Source organism: Arthrobacter silviterrae (genome assembly GCF_011045165.1).
GTDB classification, from domain to species: domain Bacteria; phylum Actinomycetota; class Actinomycetes; order Actinomycetales; family Micrococcaceae; genus Specibacter; species Specibacter silviterrae.
Genome location: NZ_JAAKZI010000029.1, coordinates 1 through 18,503 on the forward strand (window position 1 = coordinate 1; position 18,503 = coordinate 18,503).

The 18,503-nt window shown below is 67.2% G+C and carries 16 protein-coding genes; 7 read left to right on the forward strand and 9 right to left on the reverse strand.

The window, feature by feature from the left end:
* Positions 1 to 39 precede the first annotated feature (39 nt).
* The 3 genes from gdhA to G6N77_RS14880 all read right to left on the reverse strand — a co-directional run bounded on the left by gdhA (position 40) and on the right by G6N77_RS14880 (position 3,494).
* Positions 40 to 1,380, reverse strand: a complete 1,341-nt coding sequence (gene gdhA, locus G6N77_RS14870) for an NADP-specific glutamate dehydrogenase (RefSeq protein WP_165182957.1) — start codon at positions 1,378 to 1,380, stop codon at positions 40 to 42.
* Positions 1,381 to 1,555: 175 nt separating this feature from the next.
* Positions 1,556 to 2,152: an ArsR/SmtB family transcription factor gene (locus tag G6N77_RS14875; protein ID WP_165182958.1), complete on the reverse strand. Its 597-nt coding sequence runs from the start codon at positions 2,150 to 2,152 to the stop codon at positions 1,556 to 1,558.
* Between the two features lie 130 nt (positions 2,153 to 2,282).
* Entirely contained in the window at positions 2,283 to 3,494 is a 1,212-nt protein-coding gene (locus G6N77_RS14880; protein ID WP_240902233.1) for an acetoin utilization protein AcuC, read from the reverse strand.
* Here G6N77_RS14880 and G6N77_RS14885 point away from each other — a divergent pair.
* The 5 genes from G6N77_RS14885 (at position 3,485) to G6N77_RS14905 (ending at position 7,461) form a co-directional block, all read left to right on the forward strand.
* A complete protein-coding gene (locus tag G6N77_RS14885) occupies positions 3,485 to 4,987 on the forward strand; it encodes a TrkH family potassium uptake protein (protein ID WP_240902234.1) in 1,503 nt (500 codons plus the stop codon). The genes G6N77_RS14880 and G6N77_RS14885 overlap by 10 nt on opposite strands.
* A complete protein-coding gene (locus tag G6N77_RS14890) occupies positions 4,980 to 5,666 on the forward strand; it encodes a potassium channel family protein (RefSeq protein ID WP_165182960.1) in 687 nt (228 codons plus the stop codon). The genes G6N77_RS14885 and G6N77_RS14890 overlap by 8 nt, the downstream gene beginning before the upstream one ends.
* 63 nt (positions 5,667 to 5,729) lie before the next feature.
* Positions 5,730 to 6,239 (forward strand): methylated-DNA--[protein]-cysteine S-methyltransferase, encoded by a 510-nt coding sequence (locus G6N77_RS14895; RefSeq protein ID WP_165182961.1) that lies wholly within the window; start codon positions 5,730 to 5,732, stop codon positions 6,237 to 6,239.
* Entirely contained in the window at positions 6,236 to 6,844 is a 609-nt protein-coding gene (locus tag G6N77_RS14900) for an RNA polymerase sigma factor (protein WP_240902235.1), read from the forward strand. Before G6N77_RS14895 ends, G6N77_RS14900 begins: the two co-directional genes overlap by 4 nt.
* The gene (locus tag G6N77_RS14905; protein WP_165182962.1) at positions 6,841 to 7,461 is read left to right on the forward strand and encodes a methylated-DNA--[protein]-cysteine S-methyltransferase; all 621 of its coding nucleotides are present in this window, start codon (positions 6,841 to 6,843) and stop codon (positions 7,459 to 7,461) included. Before G6N77_RS14900 ends, G6N77_RS14905 begins: the two co-directional genes overlap by 4 nt.
* 81 nt (positions 7,462 to 7,542) lie before the next feature.
* On the opposite strand, the gene proC is transcribed toward G6N77_RS14905, so the two are convergent.
* The 5 genes from proC to G6N77_RS14930 form a co-directional block, all read right to left on the reverse strand.
* Positions 7,543 to 8,559, reverse strand: a complete 1,017-nt coding sequence (gene proC / locus G6N77_RS14910) for a pyrroline-5-carboxylate reductase (RefSeq protein ID WP_306987530.1) — start codon at positions 8,557 to 8,559, stop codon at positions 7,543 to 7,545.
* A 398-nt stretch (positions 8,560 to 8,957) separates the two neighbouring features.
* Complete coding sequence (locus tag G6N77_RS14915; RefSeq protein ID WP_165182964.1) at positions 8,958 to 9,782, reverse strand: sugar phosphate isomerase/epimerase family protein; 825 nt, start codon at positions 9,780 to 9,782, stop codon at positions 8,958 to 8,960.
* Between the two features lie 6 nt (positions 9,783 to 9,788).
* On the reverse strand, positions 9,789 to 10,775 hold the full coding sequence (locus G6N77_RS14920; RefSeq protein WP_165182965.1) for a Ppx/GppA phosphatase family protein: 987 nt from the start codon (positions 10,773 to 10,775) through the stop codon (positions 9,789 to 9,791).
* 66 nt (positions 10,776 to 10,841) lie between these two features.
* Positions 10,842 to 13,601, reverse strand: a complete 2,760-nt coding sequence (gene topA, locus G6N77_RS14925; protein ID WP_165182966.1) for a type I DNA topoisomerase — start codon at positions 13,599 to 13,601, stop codon at positions 10,842 to 10,844.
* Positions 13,602 to 13,724: 123 nt separating this feature from the next.
* Positions 13,725 to 15,416 carry a DUF7059 domain-containing protein gene (locus G6N77_RS14930; RefSeq protein ID WP_165182967.1) on the reverse strand — a complete coding sequence of 564 codons (1,692 nt, stop codon included), beginning with the start codon at positions 15,414 to 15,416 and terminating at the stop codon, positions 13,725 to 13,727.
* Positions 15,417 to 15,621: 205 nt separating this feature from the next.
* On the opposite strand from G6N77_RS14930, the gene srmL reads away from it, so the two are divergent.
* Entirely contained in the window at positions 15,622 to 16,752 is a 1,131-nt protein-coding gene (gene srmL / locus G6N77_RS14935; protein WP_165182968.1) for a PheS-related mystery ligase SrmL, read from the forward strand.
* A gap of 4 nt (positions 16,753 to 16,756) precedes the next feature.
* Here srmL and trhO read toward each other — a convergent pair whose 3' ends face one another.
* A complete protein-coding gene (gene trhO / locus G6N77_RS14940; protein ID WP_165182969.1) occupies positions 16,757 to 17,650 on the reverse strand; it encodes an oxygen-dependent tRNA uridine(34) hydroxylase TrhO in 894 nt (297 codons plus the stop codon).
* Positions 17,651 to 17,729: 79 nt separating this feature from the next.
* On the opposite strand from trhO, the gene G6N77_RS14945 reads away from it, so the two are divergent.
* Complete coding sequence (locus G6N77_RS14945; protein WP_165182970.1) at positions 17,730 to 18,425, forward strand: GNAT family N-acetyltransferase; 696 nt, start codon at positions 17,730 to 17,732, stop codon at positions 18,423 to 18,425.
* The last annotated feature ends 78 nt before the right edge of the window (positions 18,426 to 18,503 follow it).

The following is an 18,503-nucleotide window of genomic DNA, read 5'->3' on the forward strand; positions in this document are numbered from 1 at the left end:
GGGCCGGGGACGCGCCGAAAGTGCGTTGCAGGATTGAGGCTAGATCAAGCCCTGTGCAAGCATGGCGTGGGCCACCTTCACGAAGCCGGCGATGTTGGCGCCCACCACATAGTTTCCGGGAGAGCCGTAGGTTTCGGCGGTCTCGGCGCAGCGGTCGTGGATGCCGATCATGATTTGGGTGAGGCGCTGCTCGGTGTGCTCGAAGGACCAGGCGTCGCGGCTGGCATTTTGCTGCATTTCCAGCGCGGAGGTGGCCACACCGCCGGCGTTGGCTGCCTTGCCCGGGCCGAACAGCACGCCGGCCTCCTGGAAGACTGCCACGGCACCGCTGGTGGAAGGCATGTTGGCGCCTTCTGCAACGGCGATGAGTCCGTTCTTGACCATGCGGGCGGCTGCTTCGGTGTTGATTTCGTTCTGCGTGGCGCAGGGCAGGGCCACGGAGGCGTTGACATCCCAAACGGAGCCGCCGTCAACATAGCTGACGGAGGCGCCGCGGCGGACGGCGTACTCCTTGAGCCGGCCGCGCTCCTTTTCCTTGATCTGGCGCAACAGGGCCACGTCAATGCCGGCCTCGTCCACAATGTAGCCGGAGGAATCCGAGCAGGCCACCACGGTGGCGCCGAGCTGCTGGGCCTTGGAGATGGCGAAGGTGGCCACGTTGCCTGAACCGGAGACCACCACGCGCTGGCCGTCGAAGGTGGTGCCGCGGGTCTTGAGCATTTCCTGGGTAAACAGCACGGTGCCGTAACCGGTGGCTTCCGGGCGGACCAGTGAACCGCCCCAGCCGATGCCCTTGCCCGTCAGGACACCGGATTCATAGCGGTTGGTGATGCGCTTGTACTGGCCAAACAGGTAGCCAATCTCCCGCCCGCCCACGCCGATGTCGCCGGCCGGAACGTCGGTGTATTCGCCGATGTGGCGGTACAGCTCCGTCATGAAGCTCTGGCAGAAACGCATCACTTCGCCGTCGGACTTGCCGCGGGGGTCAAAGTCGGAGCCGCCCTTGCCGCCGCCAATGGGCATGCCCGTCAGTGCGTTCTTGAAGATCTGCTCGAAGCCGAGGAACTTCACAATCCCCAAGTAGACGGAGGGGTGGAAGCGCAGCCCGCCCTTGTACGGGCCCAGCGCCGAGTTGAATTCCACGCGGAAGCCGCGGTTGATCTGCACGTGGCCGGAATCGTCCACCCACGGCACCCGGAAGATGATCTGGCGCTCAGGCTCGCACAGGCGCTGGAGCACGGCGGCATCGACGAATTCTGGATGTTTATCCAGTACCGGCCCAAGACTCTCGAACACCTCGTGCACTGCCTGGTGGAATTCTTTTTCCCCGGGATTGCGGGCCAGAACCTGCTCCCGGATGGCTTCTAGCCGGATGTCCATGAGTCTCCTACAACGGGTTTGGCGCCACCTGGTGACGCATAAGTATGCTCACTGGCAATCTTCCAGTCGTCCCATGACTAAATCCAATTCCTCTTGCATGCTGATACGGCATGCAAGATCCTGCAGATATGTGGCGTGCAGCGAGGTGCTGGGGCCGATCGCCCTGCCGGTCCTGTTAGTCCTTGCGCCGCCTGAAAGTGGGCAGGTTGGCCAGCAGGTCCGCCGCCTTGTTCGCCGCGCGGCCCACACTACGGGTGATCTGCTGCTGCACGGTGCCTTCGTGTTCGCCGCCAACAAGCACGACGGCGGCCGCCGCTGCTGGCGCGCCTGTCACCGCCGGAGTGGCTGGGGTGGTGGGGGCTGCCGTCACCGCCGGGGCGGCCGGAGTGGGCGCGGCCGGAGTCGGCACGCTTGGAACACCAGCCGTTGCAGCCGGCGTGGCGGCAATGCGGGGAGTTCCACTGCGCTGGGCGGTGGCGTGTGTGGCAGTGGCGTGGGGGGCGGCTGTGATGCCCGCCCCCAGCCCGTCCAGCCACGCGGAGACGAGGGAGAGGGGTTTGGTGTTGATGCTGTAGAACCGCTTCTGGCCCTGGGCCTGCATGGTCACCACGCCGGCTTCCCGGAGCACGCGCAGATGCTTCGAAACGGTGGGCTGGGAGACGCCCAGTTCCTCCACCAGCTCGCCCACGGCCTTGTGCTCTTTGGCCAGCGCTTCAAGAATGTCCCGGCGGGTACGTTCGGCAATAACGGAAAACAATTCTTCTACTGGCATTCCACCACCCTAGCGACATATGCCGAATCCAGCATCTTGGGAACGCCTCTCCCGCGACCACCTGCTGCCCGGAGGCGGTGCGGGCGTCCGCTTGGCTGGTGCCGACAATCCGGGAGATCGAACCGCCACTTCAGTCGAACCACGGGTCCAGCCCGTACAGCGGAAACACTGCCTTCCGCGTGGCCATGACGGTCCTGTCCAGGGCATCGGAAGGGTTGTAGCCAACCTCCCAGGAACGCCACCACGTGTCCGCGTCCTCACCCATCAGCTGCGGTGCGTCCCTCCCGTACCGTTCGCGGACATGTTCGCGCCACGGTTCAGGCACGGGCGTGCGCAACGGGACGGGCTGTCCTGTGGCGATGGCCATGAGGTGCGACCACACCCGCGGGACGACGTCGACAATGTTGTACCCGCCGCCGCCCACGGCAAGCCACCGGCCCCCGCACGTGCTCTGCGCCAGGTCCGCAATGCTCAGGGCGGCCTCTCGCTGGGCGTCAACACTGGTGTTCAGGTGGGACAGCGCGTCGCTGCGGTGGGAGTCGCAGCCGTGCTGGCTGACAATGACCTCCGGCGCGAAGGCCTTGACCAGCTGCGGGACCACGGCGTGGAACGCCCTCAGCCAGCCGCCGTCGCCCGTGTGGGCAGGCAGGGCGACGTTCACGGCGGAACCCAGCGCCTGCGGGCCGCCGATTTCATTGGCGAACCCTGTGCCGGGGAACAAGGTCATGCCGGACTCGTGGAGGGAGATGGTCAGCACCCGGGGATCGTCCCAAAAGATGCCCTGGGTCCCGTCGCCGTGGTGGGCGTCAATGTCGATGTAGGCCACCTTGGCAACACCTGCCTCCAGCAGACGCACCACAGCCATGGCGGCGTCGTTGTAGATGCAAAAGCCGCTTGCCTTCTCCCTCGAGGCGTGGTGCATGCCCCCGCCAAAGTTCACGGCCCGCACGGCGGCACCTGAGATGATGGCGTCGGCAGCCACGAGGGATCCCCCGGCCAGCCGGGCGCCGGCCTCGTGCATTCCGGCGAAGGCCGGGTCGTCCTCGGTGCCCAGCCCGCGGTCCGGATCGCTGCGGGAGGGGTCCTCCCCCACGTGCCGCACCGCGGCAATGTAGCCGCGGCTGTGCACGGTGGCCAGTTCGTCGTCGGAGGCCGCCCGGGCGTGCTCCACCCTCACTTGCGGCAGGTCCAGGATGCCCAGCTCCCTGGCCAGGCGAGCCGTCAGGTCCAGGCGCTTTGGCGACATGGGGTGATTGGGGCCAAAATTGTACGCAGACATGGCTGCATCGCAGACTATGCTTGTCGGGATGGCCGCTGGCCCTGGGCTGGCAAATGATGACATCCATCACAGGCTACCCAACCGGGCACGGCTTTGCCGTATCGGCAAGGACACAGGGAATCACCTCGGGCAGGAAGGGCAGCACGGCATTGGCCACTAAAAGCACCCTCCCCGCAACCGGCCACCGGTGGCCGCTGGCCGCAGTTGTCACGGTGCGCGACTTTGTGGACAAGGTTGCCAACAGCTCCCCCGCCAGGCTTGCCCTCATCGTCTTTGCCCTGGTCATACTGGCCTTCACCCTTGCCCTGTCCCTGCCGGCCGCGGCCCGCGACGGGCACGCCACTGCCTTCCACGACGCGCTCTTCACAGCCGTCTCCGCCGTGTGCGTCACGGGCCTGACCACGGTTTCCACCGCCCTCCACTGGTCCTTCTTCGGCCAGCTGGTAATCCTGATCGGCATCTTTGTGGGCGGCCTGGGCATCCTGACCCTGGCCTCGCTCATGTCGCTGATGGTCAGCAAGCGCCTGGGCGTGCGCGGCAAGCTCATCGCCCAGGAGGCCATGAACGCCGGACGCCTGGGCGAGGTGGGCACGCTGCTGCGGATCGTCATCAGCACCTCCGTGGCCATTGAAGTGGTGCTGGCGCTGGCCATGGCGCCACGGTTCCTGGTCCTGGGCGAGTCCCTCCCGCAGGCCATCTGGCACGCCACATTTTATTCAATCTCCTCCTTTAACAACGCCGGTTTCACCCCCCATTCCGACGGCGTGGTGCCGTACGAGGCGGACCTGTGGATCCTGGTTCCGTTGATGATTGGCGGCTTTGTGGGCAGCCTGGGCTTCCCCGTGCTCATGGTGCTGCTGGCCACCGGATTCCGGTTCAAGAAGTGGACGCTGCACGCCAAGCTCACCATCCAGGTCTCCCTCATGCTGCTGGTGGCCGGTGCGGTGCTGTGGGGGGCCATGGAATGGACCAATCCGGCCACCATCGGCAACATGAGCCTGGGCGACAAGATCACGCACTCGATTTTCGCGTCGGTCATGACCCGTTCCCTGGGCTTCAACCTGGTGGACATGAATTCCATGCACCCCTCCACCATGCTGCTCACCGACGCCCTCATGTTTGTGGGCGGCGGCTCCGCCTCCACGGCCGGCGGCATCAAGGTCACCACACTGGCCGTCATGTTTCTGGCCATTGTGGCCGAAGCCCGCGGCGACAACGACGTCAAGATCTACGGGCGCACCATCCCCCAGGGCACCATGCGCGTGGCCATCTCCGTGATCATGATGGGTGCCACGCTGGTCATGGTTGCCTGCGGCCTCCTGCTGGCCATCTCCGGCCAGAGCCTGGACCGGGTGCTGTTTGAAACCATCTCCGCCTTTGCCACCGTGGGGCTCAGCACGGGGCTCTCCAGCGAGCTGCCGCCGTCGGGCGTCTATGTCCTGTGCGCCATGATGTTCTTCGGCCGCGTCGGTTCCATCACCCTCGCCGCGGCCCTGGCCCTGCGCCAGCGCCGCCAGCTGTACCACTACCCGGAAGAGAGGCCGATCATTGGCTGACAAGGTAAATTCCAGCAACCGCCCGCCGCACAATGCACCGGTCCTGGTCATTGGCCTGGGGCGCTTTGGCGCGGCCACGGCACACCAGCTGGTCAAGCAGGGCCGGGAAGTGCTCGCCATTGAACGGGACCCCGCCCTGGTGCAGAAGTGGGCCGGCGTGCTCACCCATGTGGTGGAGGCCGACGCCACGAACATCGACGCGCTGCGCCAGCTGGGGGCACAGGACTTCAGTTCCGCCGTCGTGGGTGTGGGCACGTCCATCGAGTCCAGCGTGCTCATCACGGTGAACCTGGTGGACCTGGGCATCGCGCACCTGTGGGTCAAGGCCATCACGCAGTCGCACGGCAAGATCCTGACCCGCATTGGCGCCAACCACGTCATCTACCCGGAGGCCGACGCCGGCGTCCGCGCCGCACACCTGGTGGGCGGGCGCATGCTGGACTTCATCGAGTTCGACGACGACTTCGCGATCGTGAAAATGTACCCGCCGAAGGAGACCCAGGGGTTCACGCTGGAGGAATCCAAGGTCCGCTCCAAGTACGGCGTCACGGTGGTCGGCGTGAAGTCCCCCGGCGAGGACTTCACCTACGCGCAGCCGCACACCCGCGTCTCCGGCCGCGACATGCTCATCGTTTCCGGCTACGTCGACCTGCTGGAACGGTTCGCCGCGCGGCCCTGAGTTTTTTTGGCCCGTCTCACGTTTTTTGGCCGGACCGCGTCTACAGGGCAAGGAGGTAACACGATGAGCGTGCACACTGTGTTTGATTCACCGATCGGGCTGCTCACGGCCGTGGCGAACGACGACGGGCTGGCGGCCGTGTACATGGCGGAGCACAAGCGTCGGCCGGGTGGGGAGACGTTTGGCCCGCTGGTGCCTGCCGCCGCTTCGCCCGTCCTGGCGGCAACGCGGGAACAGCTGGGCGAATACTTTGCCGGCCAGCGCCGCGAGTTTTCCATCCCCCTGGCCCCGGCTGGGAATCCGTTCCAGCACCGCGTGTGGGATGCGCTGCGCCTGATTCCCTACGGCGAGCTGCGCACGTATGGCGAGCTGGCGGAAATGCTGGGCGACCGTTCCATGGCCCAGGCCGTGGGTTCTGCCAACGGCCGCAATCCCATCAGCATCATTGTCCCGTGCCACCGCGTAGTGGGCGCCGACTGTTCCCTGGTGGGCTACGCCGGCGGGCTGGACCGCAAGCAGTTCCTGCTGGAGCTGGAAATTCCATCCCGAACCCACACCGAAGCGCTGTTTTGAGCAGTCGTGCGGAGGACGGTCCTGCTCACGGGGGCGGTCCCGTTCCGCGCGGCGGTGCCGGACTGCCCCCGTTTGAGGCCGTCGTGGCGGCCCACGGAACCGTGGTGCTGAGGGTGTGCCGCGCCCTGGTGGGCGTCCAGGATGCCGACGACGTGTGGCAGGAAACGTTCCTGGCCGCACTCCGCGCCTATCCGGAATCCGGCGGAATCCGCAACCGCGAGGCCTGGCTGGTCACGATCGCGCGCAACAAGTCAATGGACCACCACCGCAGGGCCGGGCGCCTGCCGGTGCCCTCGGGCAACGCCCAAGCCCCGCTTGCCGTTGCCTGGACGGCCACGGCGGGAGCCGTCGCGGCGGCGGCAGGGGGAGACGACGTCGTGCGTGCCCTGGAAGCCGGCGAGGACGCAGCCATGGTGTGGTCGGCGGTGGCGCTGCTGCCGGAAAAGCAACGCCTGGCCGTGATATACCACCACCTGGCCGGGCTGCGGCATGCCGAGGTGGCCGGGCTGCTGGGAAATTCCGAGGCCGCGGCCAGGCGTGCCGCGTCGGACGGCCTGAAGGCGCTGCGTGTGCAGCTGCTTGGACAAGATAGGGAACAACCATGATCGCAAACCGTGAACTGCCGTCCGAATTGCTGCCGCTGGCCGTGGATGAGGACGGTGCAGTAGCCCGGTTGAGGGCCGCCCTGCCGGCTGCCGCCGCTGCTGCCGGGCTGGTTGATGTGGCGTACCGGGTGGTTGATTCCCCCGTGGGGCAGCTGCTGCTCGCGGGCACGGAGGTGGGGCTGGTGCGCGTGGCGTTTTCCCGCGAGGGGCACGATGCCGTGCTGGCTGCGCTGGCTACGACCGTCAGCCCCCGCATTCTCCGGGCCCCTTCCCGGCTGGACGCTGCGGCGCGGGAACTGGACGAATATTTTGGCGGCCGGCGGCACTCCTTTGACCTGCCGCTGGACTTCCGGCTGGCCAATGGCTTCCGGCGGGAGGTGCTGGCCCACCTGCCGGAGATTGGCTACGGCCACACGGCCAGCTACGCCGCCGTGGCCGCACTGACATCCAGCCCCCGGGCCGTGCGCGCCGTGGGGACCGCGTGCGCCCGCAATCCGCTGCCTCTGGTGCTGCCCTGCCACCGTGTGATCCGCTCCGACGGCAGCCAGGGCGCCTATCTGGGCGGCCCCGACGCCAAGGCGCTGCTCCTGGCCCTCGAGGCCGCCCCGCAGCCCTGACGGGAGCCCCGGGAGGACGACGGCGGAGGACGACGGCGGAGGGCGTGCGGCCCGCTTCACGTGACCCCGCCGCACGTGGCCCTACTGTGCGCTGAGCTCCTGGGTGATCTGCGCCGCCCGGGCGGCAGCGGCCCGCGCGCCGGCCAGCACTATGCCCGGCAGGCCTTCCCGGTCAAACGTGGCGATGGCCTGTTCCGTGGTGCCGTTCGGGCTGGTGACACCGCGGCGAAGGGTGGCAGGATCGGCCCCGGGTTCGGCGAGCATCAGCCCGGCCCCGGCTACGGTTTCGCGGGCCAGGACCTGGGCAACCGCGGGTGCCAGGCCGAAATCCACCGCAGCGGCGGCCATGGCTTCCGCCAGGTAAAACGCGTAGGCCGGGCCGGAACCGCTGATGGCCGAGACGGCGTCTTGCTGCTCCTCCGGAATGTCCAGGACCACGCCGGAACCGTCAAATATTTCATGTGCGGCGGCCAGCTGTGCTTCCCCGGCGTGGGAGCCGGCGGATAGGGCCACCACGCCCCGGCCCACCCGCAGCGGCGTGTTGGGCATGGACCGCACCACCGGCTGGCCGGGACGCAGGGCGCCCTCCAGCTGGGCCAGCGAGACAGCGGCCGCGACGCTGATGACCACGGCGCCGGGTTCGAGCTCTGCAGCAATTTCCCGGCACAACGCCACCGTTCCCACGGGCTTGACGCCGAGAATCACCACCCCGGCCCCTGCCACGGCCAGTGTGTTCGCGCTGCTGTCTTCATTGGAGGCCAGCGCCGTGACGCCGTGGGAGTGGGCCAGTTCCTCAGCACGTTCGGGCCGGCGCACCGTCACCGTGACGGCTTGCGGAGGGGTGCCCGCGGCAAGCAGCCCCGTCAAAATCGCTTCGCCCATTGAACCGCAGCCTAGAAATACAATTTTTTTGGTCATGGTCCCATCATTCTTGGCGCGGGCCCGGCGTGCAACAAATGGATTGCCAGACTTTTCCCAGCCGCACCGGGGCCTTTGCCCAGACAGCCCGCCTACTGTCGTAAGTACCTCATAAAGGTGCGAGTGATGACGGACCGGCGGTTGATTTATCAGCTGTTGGGCCGGAGGCGCCGGAAGCAGTCAGGCATTCCCCCAAGGCCTGGCCCCGCTTCCGGCGTTTCTCGTTTAAGGCTGCGGCTGCGCCCGTCCCGCCCGGAAAATTCTTAACGGCAAACGCACAGCCTGCGCCCCGGTTATTCCCAAAGTGGCGGCCTAATGTTTTAACTACCTCATAAGGGTGCGAGTGATGATCGGATTGGTTTTGTCCTGAAGACCAGTCAAATCGCCGGAGAACTCGCCAGTGTATCCCCCATCCACTGGCCCCATGTTCTCCGGCGATTTCGCATTTAAGAAGACAAACCCTCCCGCCCAACACAAACCCTCCCTCACAATCGGGGCATTTTTTGAGAACGCTCCCGCACCAACTGCGGGAGCGTCGGCCAAAACCGCCCCGATTGCAACCGAGCGTCGGGGGAGTGTTAGTCGAGGGTTTGGCCCAGGTGCACGCGGGCAAACTCCAGGGTTTCGGCCAGCCATTCCTCGCGCTGCCCGGCCCCCTTCGCCTTGCGCGTGGAAATCTCGGCCACCACGGCGCCGTCAAAGCCGTTCCCGGCAATGTGCTGGAGCACCTCCACGCATTCCTGCGTGCCGTGGCCCGGAATCAGGTGCTGGTCCTTGGTGGACGGCGAGATGCCGTCCGTCAGGTGGATGTGCCGCAGCCTGGAACCGAGGGCCTTTGCGGCAGCCAGGCTGGAGGCGCCCGCGGACGCCGCGTGGGAGAAGTCCCACGTGACGTCCTGGTAGTCCTGCGGGACGGGGTCCCAGTGCGGCAGGTAGGCCATGGCCTCTCGCCCACGGACCCGCCACGGGTACATGTTCTCCACGGCAATGCGGACCCCGAACGCGTCCGCAATGTCCCGCACCCCGTGGGCAAACGTTTCGGCGTAGTCGTTTTGCCAGCGGAACGGCGGGTGCACCACCACCACGTCGGCGCCGACGTCCACAGCCATCTGGGCCGAGCGCTGCACCTTGTTCCACGCACTCCCCCACACCTGCTGCGTCAGCAAAAGCGTGGGTGCGTGGATGGCCACGATCGGCTGGTTGTACCGTTCCGCCAGCGCGTTCAGGGCGGAGGAGTCCTGGCTGTCGCCGTTGTGCGTCACCAGCACCTCCACGCCGTCGTACCCGAGGTCCGCGGCCACCGCAAAGCCGTCGTGGACGGACAGCGGGTACACCGACGCCGTGGACAGGGCCACCGGGATGTGGCGCGGTGGCTGGGGGGAATCAGCAGCTGTGGTTGTCATGTCCGCCTAGTCGAGTGCCGAATTTTTGAGCTTGCCAACATGTGCCGGGGGATCCAGCGGCCCGTCAAAAACCAGTTGGTCCAGCCGCCGCAGGATGAGCCCCTCACGCAGCGCCCACGGGCTGATTTCCATGGTCTGTACCTGGAACAGTTCCAGGGCTGCCTGCGCCACCAGCGCGCCCGCCAGGACCTGTTTGGCCCTGGCCACGGACACGCCGGGCAGGTGCAGCCGGTCGGCCGAGGACATGGCGGACAGCCGCTGGCTCCACAGCCCCAGGTCGGTCAGGTGCAGTTCGCGCCTGACGTACGGTCCCATGGACGACGGCGCCGCCCCGGTAATGCGCGCCAGCGCCCGGAATGTTTTGGAGGAGCCGGTGACGATGTGCGGGGCACCGAGAGCCTGGACCTCGGCAACGGGCTCCTTGAGTGTTGCCCTGATGTGCTTGCGCAGTTCCTTCACACTCTTGGCCGTGGGCGGGTCCTCGGTGAGCCAGTCCCGGGTCAGGCGGCCGGCGCCCAGCGGCACCGAGTGGGCCAGCTCCGGCAGTTCGTTGCTGCCCTGGGCGATTTCAAAGGAGCCACCGCCAATGTCCAGGTTCAGGATGGTCCCGGCGCCCCACCCGTGCCAGCGGCGGACGGCGAAGAACGTCATGGCGGATTCCTCGGCACCGGTCAGCTCCGTCAGGCTGATGGTGGTTTCGTGCCGCACCCGGGCCAGCACCGCGGCACCATTGGTGGATTCGCGGATCGCCGAGGTGCAGAACGCCAGCAGGTCCTTGGCCCGGTGCCTGGCGGCGAATTCCCACGCCTCCAGAATGAACTCGATGAGCTCGGTCTGGCCCTCGTCGTTGATGTTCCCGTCGCCGTCGAGGTATTGCACCAGGCTCAGGGCGCGCTTGTGCGAGGCATAGGGCACCGGGTTGGCCCCGGGACGCGCGTCAACCAACAGCAGGTGGACCGTGTTGGAGCCAATGTCGAGCACGCCTAATCTCATGTGCCCATTATTGCGCGTTCCGGCCGCGAATAGTTGCCAGTCCCGCCGCCGCGGCGGCGGGCCCGGCTACTTCTTGGCCGGGGCCTTCCGCTTGGCCGCGGGCTTCTTGGCCGGCGTCTTGGCCGTGCGCTTGACGGGTCCGCGTTCGCGCTTGTCGGCCAGGAGCTCGACGGCGGCCTCACGGGTCAGTTCGCCCACGTCGGTGCCGCGGGGCACGGTGATGTTGGTGATGCCGTCGGTGATGTACGGGCCAAAGCGGCCCTCCTTCACCACGATCTTCTTCCCTGACACGGGGTCTTCGCCAAACTCAGCCAGCGGGGGCACGGCGGCGCGGGCGCCGCGCTGCTTGGGCTGGGAGTAAATCTCCAGGGCCGCGTCCAGCGTGAACGTGAAGATTTCCTCTTCCGAGCCGATGGAACGGGAGTCGGTGCCCTTTTTCAGGTACGGGCCAAAGCGGCCGTTCTGCACCGTGATCTCCACCCCTTCCGCGTCGGCACCGAGCACCCGGGGCAGGCTCATGATCTGCAGCGCCTGCTCCAGCGTGACGGTGTCCACCGTCATGGTCTTGAACAGGGACCCGGTGCGGGGCTTGGCCTTGACGGGCTTCTTGGCAGGCTTGGGCTTGCCGTTCTTGTAGTACTCAACGGGCAGCTTGGCAATGTCTTCCTCGGTGAGCTCCGGGATCACCTCGGTGACGTAGGCGCCGTAGCGTCCGTTCTTGGCCACCACGGTCAGTCCGGTGGCAGGATCCACGCCCAGCACCCGCTCCTCCGGCGCCGCCGTTTCCATCAGTTCCTGCGCCTTGGCGGGCGTGAGCTCGTCCGGGGCCAGGTCCTCGGGGACGTTGGCCCGGGCGGATTCGATGATCTCCCCGGTTTTGGGGTCCAGGGTGGGGACGGTCGATTCCAGGTACGGCCCGAACTTGCCCACGCGCAGCACCAGGGTGTCGGTGATGGCGATCGAGTTGATGTCCCGGGCGTCAATTTCGCCCAGGTTGTTCACGATGCCAAGCAGGCCGTCGTCGGAATCGTCGCCGTCGGCCCCGAAGTAAAAGTGCTTGAGCCATTCGGAGCCCTTGTCGTCGCCGTTGGCGATGCGGTCCAGGCCCGTCTCCATGCCGGCCGTGAACTTGTAGTCCACATAGGACGTGAAGTGCTGCTCCAGCAGGCGGATCACGGAGAAGGCAATCCACGTGGGGATCAGCGCCGAACCCTGCTTGCGCACGTAACCGCGGTCCATGATGGTGGACAGGGTGGAGGCGTACGTGGACGGGCGCCCGATGTCGCGCTCCTCCATCTCCTTGGTCAGCGACGCTTCCGTGAACCGCGGCGGCGGGGAGGTCTCATGCCCGGTTGCCGTGATTTCGGAGGCTTTCAGGGCGTCCTTTTCCTGGACGTTGGGCAGGCGCTTGTCCGCCTCGTCGGCGTCGTTGCGGGACTCGTCCCGGCCTTCCTCGTAGGCGGCCAGGAAGCCCCGGAACGTGATGACGGTGCCGGAGACGGAGAATTCCGCATCCTGGCCCCCGGTGGCGGCAGCGCCGAGCTTGATGGTCGCCGTCGAGCCCTTGGCGTCCGCCATTTGGGAGGCAACCGTGCGCTTCCAGATGAGTTCGTACAGCTTGAACTCGTCGCCGCGCAGGGCGCTGGCCACCTGGGCGGGGGTGCGGAAGGAGTCGCCGGCGGGGCGGATGGCCTCATGGGCTTCCTGGGCATTGGAGCTCTTGTTGGCGTAGACGCGCTTGGCGGCCGGCACAAACTCCGGGCCGTACAGTTCCGAGGCCTGGCGGCGGGCAGCGTTGACGGCCTCGTCGCTCAGGGACGAGGAATCCGTACGCATATAGGTGATGTAGCCGTTTTCGTACAGGCGCTGGGCGGTGGACATGGTGGACTTGGAGGTGAAGCGCAGCTTCCGCCCGGCCTCCTGCTGGAGGGTCGACGTCGTAAACGGCGGGGCGGGCCGGCGCGTGTACGGCTTGTGCTCCACGGAGCGGACGGCGAAGTCTGCGTGTTCCAGGCCCAGCGCCAGCGCCTTCGCGGCGGCCTCGTCCAGGTGCGCCACGTTCTTGCCGGTCAGCTGGCCCTTGTCGTTGAAGTCGCGCCCGGAGGCCACGCGCTTCCCATCGAGGGCGGACAGCTTAGCGGTGAAGGCTTCCTTGCCGTCCACGGGGGCGAAGCTGCCCAGCAGGTCCCAGTAGCCGGCGGAACGGAACGCCATGCGCTCGCGTTCGCGCTCCACCACCATGCGGGTGACAACGGACTGGACGCGGCCGGCGGACAGTCCGCGGGAGACCTTGCGCCACAGCACGGGGGAAATTTCGTAGCCGTAGAGCCGGTCCAGCACGCGGCGGGTTTCCTGGGCATCCACCAAATCCGTGTCCAGGTCCCGGAGGCTGGTGAGTGCGCGCTGCAGGGATTCCTTGGTGATTTCGGCAAATGTCATGCGGTGCACGGGCACCTTGGGCTTGAGCACCTCAAGCAGGTGCCACGCGATGGCCTCGCCTTCGCGGTCCCCATCAGTTGCGAGGTAAAGTTCGTCGGCGTCCTTGAGCTGCGCCTTGAGCTCCGCCACCTTCTTCTTCTTGTCCGGGGAGATGACGTAATAGGGCTTGAAGCCGTTTTCCAGGTCGACGGCGAACTTGCCGATGGAGGACTTCTTCAGCTCAGCCGGGAGGTCCGACGGTTGCGGCAGGTCACGGATGTGGCCAATGGAAGCCTCGACAACGAAACCCTCGCCCAGGTACTTGGCGATGGTCTTGCTCTTGGCGGGGGACTCCACGATGACGAGCTTTTTGCCGGTCTTTGGCTTGCTGGCTGCCTTGCTGGGCACGGTACTCCTACAGGGAATGAAAGGTTGCGCGAACGGCGCACCCATGAGCCTAGTTCACCATATTTTTACCCCCAACATGTATTGCAAGGGAAACCGGGGGTCCCCTGGCGCCGCGGCGGGGAGCTATTCGGCGGGCAGCAGAAAGCCGTCCCGGAGCAAGTTGCACACCCTGCCATAGAGGACGTCGGCGAAGTCGGCATCATCGCGTTCCAGCAGGGCGGCGAGGGCCCCAATCAGCTGGCGCACCGTCAGTCCGCCGTCGCTGGCGGAGACAAATCCGGCCAGTTCGGTGCTCAGCAGCGTGGTACGGCGCAGCCCGGCACCCTGGCGGAGCAGTATCACGCCGGGATGCTCGGCGCCGGGTTTTTGGTGGCGCTCCTCGGTGACGTCGCCCGCCACGTCCAGGCGTTCATCCCAGATGTCAGCGCGGGCGTCGATCCACGCTTCGCGGTCCAAGGTGGCGGCCAGGTGCGGGCCCGCGGGCTGTTCAATCGGGTACAGGATTTCCTCACAGCGGGTGTCCGTGCTGAAGTTCGACGCCGGCATGCCCGCCTGGGCAGCCGGCTCCGGCTTGCGCAGCAGGATGTAGCCGAAGCCGATTCCCGCCACATTGCGGGACGCGAAGTCGCGCAAATAGTCCCCGTAGGCCAGGGCGTACGCTTCCCGGTCCCGCCCCTGAGAGGCATCCTGCAGCCAGGTTTCCGCGTAGGAGCCGGGACTGAGCTGCTCACGCTGGATGAACCAGGCCTGCACGCCGTCCGGGACCCACTGCCTGGGCCGGGCGTCCCATCCGAGGGGCCCGCCGGCGTCGTCCTGTCCCACCTCCCAGTTGCCCAGCATCTGGGCGGTGCCGCCGGGGGCCAGGACCGCCGGAAGCCCGCGGACCAGGTTTTCGACAATGGCGTCCCCGGCCAGCCCGCCGTCGCGGTAGGTGAACTGGTCAGCGGACTGCTCGCCGCGGTGGCGCGGGGTGATGACGAACGGCGGGTTGGAAACCACCAGGTCGAAGCATTCACCCGCCACCGGGTCCAGCAGGCTGCCGAGCCGCAGCGACACCCTGGCGTCCTTGGTGGCCGGGTCAAAATCCTTCGGGGCGAGCCCCAGTGCCGGCGCGTTGAGCATGAGGTTGAAGCGGGTGAAGGCGAGCGCACGGGCGGAAATGTCGGTGGCCACCACTGTCGCGGCGTGTTGGAGCAGGTGGAACAGCTGGATCCCGCAGCCGGTGCCGAGGTCCAGTGCACGGGCCACGGGGCGGCGGATGGTGGCCTGGGCGAGGGTGAGGGAGGCCTGTCCGATCCCGAGGACGTGGTCATGCCTGAGGACGCCGGGGCGCTGGTGGGCACCCAGGTCGCTGGCCACCCAGAGGTTGGTGTCGGCGCGCCCAGGAGTTCCTGCACCGTCGGGTGTTGCGCCGTCGGGGGTGTCGCCGGGCCAGCCGTAGGGGCGGAGGTCGACGGCGGCGCGCAGGAGGGCGGGCCCGCCGGCTGCCGCAGTTTCAGCCGGCTCCACCAGGCCGAGGGCTGCCAGCGCGTCCAGGCCCACGCCGGGCAGGGCCCGGGCCAGCGCCTCCCCCGTGACATCCTCGGCCAGCAGCCACAACTTGGCCACGGTGGCCAGCGGCTCATGGCTGCCGCGGAGCACCAGGGAGGCGGGGACCCACTGGTCCCGGGACAGCGCCTCGGAGGCCTCGGCACCCAGGAGCCGCGCCACGCCGTCGACCGTGTAGTCCAGGGCGGCAAGGTCGGCGGCGAGCGCGTGCAGGAGGGCCGGGTTGTCACTGCGCGGGGCATCGGGGATGGCGGCGAAATCTGTCATTGGACAAGCCTAGCGATCCGGGCCCTGCCGGACGGCAGGGCCCGGGATATTCCGGGGCGTAGAATGGCTTCATGCACATCAACCAGCGATTTACCTGCCCTCGGCCGCATCCGGCCGCATGGGCTGCTTCGCTGACGCGCTGAGTCCATCCGGCGGCGGCTGAGGGGTTTTTGCCCACCGCCCTCCCGGACTTCAAGGATTCCCCATGCACACCGTAATATCCCATTCCGAACTCAATGCCGCCCTGGGCATCCCGGACCTGAGCGATCCCTCCTCAGGCCACGCCCTCTCCGCCCTGCTGGCCGCCGTCACGGACGCCCTGGCCTCGCGGTGGGGCGTTCCCGTCGCCGAACACCGCCCCAACCCGCTGGTCTCGGTGCGCGACAACTACGACCGCCTCGGCTTCAGCCCCGATGACGTCACCCGCGATTCGCGCTATTCCCGCCATGTCAGTCCCACCGTCATGCTCCGCAGCCACACCTCCGCCGGCGTTCCGGCCGTGTTGGATTCACTCCGGGGCGAGCTGGGCCGCTACGACACCCTCCATGTGCTGCCGGGCCTCGTGTACCGCCGCGACGCCGTGGACCGCACGCATGTGGGCACCCCGCACCAGGTGGATTTGTGGCGGCTTCGCTCGCGCGGCCTGCTGGGCGTGCCGGACCTGACGGACATGCTGGGCACCGTGGTCGACGCCGTCCTGCCGGGTGCGCACTGGCGGGCCGTCCCCACCGCCCACCCGTACACGACGGCAGGCGTGCAGCTGGACGTCCAGGTGGGCGGGGAATGGCTGGAACTGGCCGAGGCGGGGCTGGTGGCTGCCCCGGTGCTGCGCGCGGCCGGGCTGGAACCGCGCCGGTGGGGCGGGCTGGCGCTGGGCATGGGCCTGGACCGCGCCCTGATGCTGCGCAAGGGCATTGACGACATCCGGCTGCTGCGCTCAACGGATCCGCGTGTCGCCGCCCAGATGGCGGACCTGTCCCCCTACCGCCCGGTTTCCGCCATGCCGCCCATCCGGCGGGACCTGTCGCTGGTGTGCGCGGACGACGTCGATGCCGAGGTTTTGGGGGATGCGGCCCGTTCCGCGCTGGGTCCCGACGCAGACGTGCTGGCGGGGGTGGAGGTGCTGGGCGTGACCCCTGTGGACCAGCTGCCGCCGTCGGCCGTGTCCAGGCTGGGCCTGGTGCCGGGCCTTGGTGCCGGGCAGGCCAACGTGCTGGTGCGGCTGACGCTGCAGTCACTGGAGCGGACCCTCACCTCGGCGGAGGCCAATGTGCTCCGCAACCGGGTTTACCTGGCGCTGCATGAGGGGCCGGAGCTCGAGCTGATCGCCGTGTGAGGAGTCAGTCCGTGCAGCCCTGCGGGCATTGGAGCGTTTCCGGCTCGCTGGCGCAGGCGGCACAGTAGAGGTTGAGGTTGCGGCAGCTGGGGTTGGAGCAGTTTTCAAATTTGTTGCTGGGGGTGTTGCAGCGGATGCAGCGGCCGATTTCCTTGGCCTCGTCGCTGAATTCCAGGTGCATGCGCTTGTCGAACACGTAGAGGGAGCCTTCCCAGAGGCCCTTGTCCTTGAAGGTTTCGCCGTAGCGGACGATGCCGCCGTCCATTTGGTAGACCTCCTTGAAGCCGCGGTTGACCATGAGGGAGCTCAGGACTTCGCAGCGGATGCCGCCGGTGCAATAGGTGACGACGGGCTTGTCCTTGAGGTTGTCGTATTTGCCGGAGTCCAGTTCCTTAATGAAGTCGTGGGTGGTGGCGACGTCGGGGACCACGGCGTTCTTGAACTTGCCGATCTGGGCCTCGAAGGCGTTGCGGCCGTCGAAGAATACGACCTCCTCGCCCTTGGATTCCTTCTCCGCGACGAGTTCATGGAGCTCCTCCGGCTTGAGGTGCGTGCCGCCGCCCACCACGCCGTTTTCATCCACCTTGAGCTCGCCGGGGGCACCGAAGCTGACGATTTCCTCGCGGGCCTTCACGCTCAGGCGGGGGAAGTCGTCACCGGTGCCGTCGGACCACTTGACATCAATGTCCTTGAACCCGGCGTACTCGCGCGTGGTTTTCAGGTACTGCTTGAGGTCCTTGATGTCCCCGCCCACCGTGGCGTTGATGCCGTCCTTGGAGATCAGGATCCGGCCCTTGAGCTGGAGTTTTTCGCATAGGGCGCGCTGCCACAGCCGCACCGCTTCCGGGTCGGGGACGGGGGCGAAGCCGTAAAAGAGCACAATTTTGTTCAAAGCCACGTATTTAAGCGTACGGGGTGGGGGCAAATGCCCTCCTGTGCGATGGCTGGGAGCCGCCATGCTGACATAGGCTGGGACCATGACAGCTGGTTCCACGGAGCTTGAGGAACTTTTGGACGCCTGGTTTGCCGGTTGGACCGCGCTTCGAAGCTACCGGACCGATTTCGGCACCGGTTACCCCGCAGCCCTGCGCATGGACCGCAGCGGCGACTGGGAGTATTTCATCTGCAATCCCGAACCCGCCCCGTTTGCCATGCTGGCCGCCCAGGTGGTCCAGTCGGACAGGCGGGCACTGAGCGTCCTGGGACCCGATGTGCACCGCTATGTCCGCCAGGCACACGAGGCGGGGCTGGGCATGCTTTCCGTCTCGGAACAAATGATGATGGTCAGGATGGAGACCCAGGACAACCAGGACCCCTTTCTGGGCGACCCCGACCTTGACCTCCAGGTGCGGCGGATCGGCGGCCGGAGGGTGGCGTCAGTTTGCCAGGCCCGCTTTGCCGCCTCCATTGTTCAGGGGACCGTCACCGTGGCCAGTGGCAAAGTGGCAATCTATGGCGACTATGCGGTGTTTGACCAAATTGAGACGCATGCCGCCCACCGGCGGCGCGGCTACGGGCGGGCACTGATGCAGTCGCTGTCAGCACGTGCCAAGGAATTCCCCGTGACCACCGGCCTGCTGCTGGCCAGCACCGACGGCCAGCGGCTGTACTACAAAATGGGTTGGCGCAGCATCAGCCCCGTGACTGTGCTGGTGCCCCGGGCGAAACTGTAGGGCTGCTGTCTGGCCCCGGTGGGGCCCGGCGGGCTCCGGCGGGGCCCGGCGGCGCCGCCCCGGAGGCTGGCGGAAGCC